The sequence below is a fragment of the Actinomadura sp. NPDC048032 genome, from assembly GCF_040653175.1.
Taxonomy (GTDB): domain Bacteria; phylum Actinomycetota; class Actinomycetes; order Streptosporangiales; family Streptosporangiaceae; genus Spirillospora; species Spirillospora verrucosospora.
Map to the genome: position 1 here is coordinate 1 of NZ_JBEZJP010000521.1, position 4,917 is coordinate 4,917.

Annotated in this window: 5 protein-coding genes; 2 read left to right on the forward strand and 3 right to left on the reverse strand. The window is 75.2% G+C overall.

Annotated elements, in window-relative coordinates; all coding sequences use genetic code 11:
- The coding region (locus tag AB0C69_RS37930; RefSeq protein ID WP_360360683.1) for a DUF4349 domain-containing protein at positions 1-986 on the reverse strand (986 nt) is incomplete at its 3' end.
- A 94-nt stretch (positions 987-1,080) separates the two neighbouring features.
- Positions 1,081-2,196, reverse strand: a complete 1,116-nt coding sequence (locus AB0C69_RS37935; protein ID WP_360360686.1) for a hypothetical protein — start codon at positions 2,194-2,196, stop codon at positions 1,081-1,083.
- Positions 2,197-2,322: 126 nt separating this feature from the next.
- Here AB0C69_RS37935 and hemG point away from each other — a divergent pair, with 126 nt between their 5' ends.
- Together hemG and hemQ are read left to right on the forward strand one after the other, a co-directional pair.
- Entirely contained in the window at positions 2,323-3,756 is a 1,434-nt protein-coding gene (gene hemG, locus AB0C69_RS37940; RefSeq protein WP_360360689.1) for a protoporphyrinogen oxidase, read from the forward strand.
- Positions 3,753-4,451, forward strand: a complete 699-nt coding sequence (gene hemQ, locus AB0C69_RS37945; protein ID WP_345177277.1) for a hydrogen peroxide-dependent heme synthase — start codon at positions 3,753-3,755, stop codon at positions 4,449-4,451. Before hemG ends, hemQ begins: the two co-directional genes overlap by 4 nt.
- 30 nt (positions 4,452-4,481) lie before the next feature.
- Here the strand turns inward: hemQ and AB0C69_RS37950 are convergent.
- On the reverse strand, positions 4,482-4,917 hold a 436-nt coding region (locus AB0C69_RS37950; protein ID WP_360360692.1), incomplete at its 5' end, for a MarR family transcriptional regulator.

The following is a 4,917-nucleotide window of genomic DNA, read 5'->3' on the forward strand; positions in this document are numbered from 1 at the left end:
GGCGGCGGCGGCCCTTGCGGGGGCTCCTCGCCCGCGCCGACGACGGCCTTCGCGGTCTCCGGCTCCGGCGCCTCCTCCGGGGCCGGTGCGGAGTCGGCTTCGCGGGCCGCGGACCGGGCGCGCCTCCGGCGGCGCAGGGCCAGCGCCGGCAGCCCGATCACGGCGGCCGCGACGAGGAACGGCAGCAGCCAGCCCAGCACGGCGGCGACGCCGCCGACGAACGCGGTGAACGCGTGCCAGCCGTTCTCCAGCCCGCCGACGAAGCCGCCGCGGGGCTCGTCCCTCTCGGGCGGCGAGGTCCTGCTCACCAGGATCACGGTCACGGTCGCGAACTGCGTGCGGTGGGCGAGCGACTTCTGGCGCGCCTGGAGCGCCTCCAGGTCGGCCTCCCGCTCGGAGATCTCCTGCTCGATGCTCATGATCTCGCCGACGGAGCCCGCCCGGCCGAGCAGCTTGCGGAACGACTCCAGCGTGGCCTTCGCGGACCGCACCCGCGCGTCGACGTCGGCCACCTCGCCGGTCACGTCCTCGGCCTGCTGGCCGAGCGACAGCTTGGTGCCGAGGTCGGCGCCGAGCCGGCCCAGCACCTCGGCGTACCGGTCACTCGGGATCTTGAGCGCGATCTCCGAGCGGGCCGGGTCGCTCGACGTCGACTCCCGCTCGACGTAGCCGCCCGCCGCGGCGACCAGTTGCTTGGCCTTGGCGGCGGCGGCCTCCACGTCCTTCGCCCGCACCCGCAGGTCGGCTGTCTGGACGACCTCGCGCCCGGTGGGCAGGGGCTTCTCCGGCCGTTTCGCGGCCCCGCTCTGCGGGACGCCCTCGGCGCGCTGGGCGCCGCTGCTCGGGAGGGCCGGCGCCGTGGCCACGCCCCGGGGGGCGGTGTCCGACGCTCCGGAGGACTGGCCGCCGCCGCCTCCGCACGCGGCCATGCCCGCCGCCAGCGGCAGGACGAGCAGTGCGCAGGTGATGCTCCTGACGATCCGCATGGGGCTTGGACGGAGTGCGGCGGATCACCGTTCCCCGGGGCCGGTCGCGATCCGGGAACGAAGCGGGCACGCGGCGGTCACGGGCCGCCGGTGATCAAGGGCCGTCGGTGAGGACGACCGGCCCGCCGACGTTCACGGACCCGAGCGTCCACAGGGCACCGGTGCCGGGGACGACGGCGAGCGCGGTCGCGTAGACGTTGCTCCGGTTCGGCACGGCGGTGGTCGGGACGCGCTCCCAGGCCCCGCCGTCGTAGCGGAGCAGGCCGGGCTTGGCGGGCTCGTCGAGCGAGTGCCCGATCGCCCACAGCGTCCCGTCCCCGCCCCGGACGATCCGGGTGAGCGCGTTGAGGCCGGGGGGCGGGGTGACGCCCGTCCAGGCCGTGCCGTCCCAGTGCATCAGGACGGGCGAGGCCGGGGAGGTGCGGTAGCTGATGCCGGTGGCCCAGGCGTCGGTGGGGGAGAGGGCGATCATGTCGGTGAAGCCCGTCCCGGGGACGGGCTCGTGCACCGGGACGCTCTGCCAGGAGTGCCCGTCCCAGTGGCGTGCGGTGAGCGTCTGGTCGGCGGCGGAGACGGTGCCGAGGAACCAGATGTCGTCGTCCGCCCGGATGTAGGACGCGTTCTGCTGCATGTCCGGGATCGCGGTGACGCGCGTCCAGGTGTCGCCCGTCCGGCGGTAGACGGCGCCGGCGGTGGCGACCCACACGCCGTCGGCCCTCGCCTGGAGGTTCGCGCCGACGGCGCCGGGCGGCAGCGCCACCTGCTCGAACCGCGAGCCGGTGAAGCGCGCCGCGTACGGCTCCGGCGCCGTGCCGCCGGAGCCGTACTTCGGTCCGGTGATCCACACGTCCTCGGGACCGGCCGCGTCGACGTCGGTGATGGTGCCGCGGCTGGACAGGTTCTGGAGGTCGTACTCGACCCAGCGGGCGTCCTTCCAGCGCCGGACGACGGGGTTTCCGGGGATGCTCTGCCCGGTTCCCGGGATCGGGCCGGGGATCACGAGTTCGCCCTGGTTCCCGGCGATCCAGACACTGTCGGCCGAGGCGGCGTCCACGTCGTAGAGGCTGTTGTTCGGCCAGAAGAACGGCAGCGGGACCGGCGTGAACTCGCCGCGGGCCGCGCCCGACGCGGGGGACGCGAGCCCGCCGGTCGCGAGCGCCGCCGCCGTGAGGGCGGCCGTGAGGAGAGTGGAGGTCTTCCGAGGCATCATGTTCGCCAGTATTCACTGGCATGGTTTTGAGATCTTGTCATCTCCGTGACAAGAATCCGGCGCCCGGGCGCGGCGCCGGGCCCGCCCCGGTGCGCGATCCGGCGAGGCGTCTGGAAGGCTGGAGGCATGACCACGTCCCATGCCGTTGTCGTCGGGGGCGGCATCGCGGGCCTCGCCGCCGCGCGCGTGCTCGTCCGGGAGGGCGTCCGGGTGACCGTCCTGGAGGGCGCCTCCCGGATCGGCGGAAAGCTGCGGGTCAGCGAGATCGCCGGGATCCCGGTGGACGAGGGCGCCGAGTCGATGCTCGCCCGCCGCCCCGAGGGCCTGGACCTGGTGCGCGACCTCGGCCGCTCCGGCGACCTCGTGAACCCCGGCACCACCTCCTCGGCGATCCTCAGCCGCGGCGCGCTGCGGCCCATCCCGTCCGGCCAGGTGATGGGCGTCCCGTCCGACCTGAAGGCGCTGGCCGCCGCGCACGTGCTGTCGCCGGCCGGGCTCGCGCGCGTCCCGCTGGACCTCGTGCTGCCGGAGACGCCGCGCGGCGGGGACGTGTCCGTCGCCGGCTACATCGGCGCCCGCCTCGGCGGCGAGGTCGTCGACCGGCTCGTGGAGCCGCTGCTCGGCGGCGTGTACGCGGGACGGGCCGAGCTGCTGTCCTTCGAGTCCACGCTGCCCGCCGTCGCCGCCGCCGCGCGGTCCCACCGGTCGCTGATCCACGCCGTCCAGGGGATCCGGGACGCCGCGCCGAAGGACCCGGGCCCGGTGTTCGCCACGCTGCCGGACGGGCTCGGCACGCTCCCGCACCTGGTCGCCGCCGACATCGCCGAGGCGGGCGGGACGGTCAGGACCGGCGCCACGGTCCGCGAGCTGCGCCGCCGCGAGGACGGCTGGCGCCTCACCGTCGGCTCCGCCCGCGACCCCGAGTACCTCGACGCCGACGCGGTGGTGGTCGCGGTCCCGGCGGCCCCGGCGTCCCGCCTGCTGGAGCCGGACGTCCCCGCCGCCGCGCGGGAGCTCGGCGGCATCGAGCACGCCAGTATGGCGATCATCACGCTCGCCTACCGGGCCACCGCGTTCCCGCGGCTTCCGGAGGGCAGCGGCTACCTCGTCCCGAACGTGGAGAGCGACACGGCCCGCGGCGGCCGGGGGGTCAAGGCCGTCACGTTCAGCTCGCTGAAGTGGCCGCACCTGCGCGACCGCGACCCGGGCGTCGTCGCGGTGCGCTGCTCCATCGGCCGGTACGGCGAGGAGCACCTGCTCCAGCGGGCCGACGAGGAGCTCGTCGCGACCGCCATGGCCGAGCTCGCCGCGACGTGCGGCGTCACCGAGCTGCCGGTCGAGAGCCGGGTGACCCGGTGGGGCGGCGGCCTCCCGCAGTACAACGTGGGCCACGCCGACCGCGTGGCCAAGGTCCGGGCCGCGGTCGCCGGAGCGCCGGGGCTGGCCGTCGGGGGCGCCGCCTACGACGGCCTCGGCATCCCCGCGTGCATCGCCTCCGCGCGCGCGGCGGCGCTCCGCGTCCTGGACCATTTGCGCAGTCGAGAAGGAGTTGGACCATGACGGAGCAGCAGGGCAAGCCGAAGGCGCGCGAACTCAACAACGTGATCCGCTACACCATGTGGTCGGTGTTCCGGGTCGCGAAGCCGGGGACCGTGGGCGAGCAGGCGGCGGCGGAGGTGCAGGACCTCCTCGACCAGGCCGCCCAGAAGGACGTCACCACGCGCGGCGCCTACGACGTCGCGGGCCTGCGGGCGGACGCCGACTACATGTTCTGGTGGCACGCGCCCACGTCCGACGACCTGCAGGAGGTCTACACGCGGTTCCGGCGGACGGCGCTGGGCCGTGCGAGCGAGCCGGTGTGGTCGCAGATGGCGCTGCACCGCCCGGCGGAGTTCAACAAGAGCCACATCCCCGCGTTCCTCGCCGACGAGGAGCCCCGCGCCTACGTGTGCGTGTACCCGTTCGTCCGCTCCTACGAGTGGTACCTGCTGCCGGACGACGAGCGCCGCGCGATGCTCTCCGAGCACGGCCTGATGGCGCGCGACTACCCCGACGTCCGGGCCAACACGGTGTCGGCGTTCGCTCTCGGCGACTACGAGTGGATGCTGGCGTTCGAGGCCGACGAGCTGCACCGCATCGTCGACCTGATGCGGCACCTGCGGGGGGCGAAGGCGCGCCTGCACACCCGCGAGGAGGTGCCCTTCTACACGGGTCGCCGCAAGCCGGTCGCCGAGCTGGTCGCCGGGCTGGCCTAGCGTCCCCCGCCGGGCCGTTCCGGCCGCCCGTCAGGTGGCGGGCGGCATCAGGTCCGGCCCGCCGTCCTCCGCGGCGAGGACGACTCTGCGCAGCAGGTCGGCGAGCTGCTCCCGCTCGGCGTCCGTGAGCACGCCCAGCAGGGCGTGCTCCGTGGCCGCCGACGCTCCGATCGTGTCCTGCCAGGCCCGGTGCCCCTGGTCCGTCAGATGGACCAGGAGGCGCCGGCGGTCGGCGGGGTCGGGTGCGCGCGCGACGTACCCGTCCTTCTCGAGCCGGTTCAGCCTGCCGGTGAGCGTGGCCGGGTGGGTGCCCAGGGCCTCGGCCAGCCAGGTCGGGGCGGCCCGGTAGGGCGGCCCGACCGAGCGCAGCCGCCACAGGATGTCGTACTCCCACCCTTCGAGGCCGTGCTCGGCGAGCCCGGCCTCCTTGTCCTGCCGCAGGAACCGCACGAGGACCTGCATGCGG

Bases quoted from the DNA above. Each gene is read 5' to 3' on its own strand.
- AB0C69_RS37935 (WP_360360686.1), bottom strand. From the start codon at position 2,196: ATGATGCCTCGGAAGACCTCCACTCTCCTCACGGCCGCCCTCACGGCG.
- hemG (WP_360360689.1), top strand. From the start codon at position 2,323: ATGACCACGTCCCATGCCGTTGTCGTCGGGGGCGGCATCGCGGGCCTC.
- hemQ (WP_345177277.1), top strand. From the start codon at position 3,753: ATGACGGAGCAGCAGGGCAAGCCGAAGGCGCGCGAACTCAACAACGTG.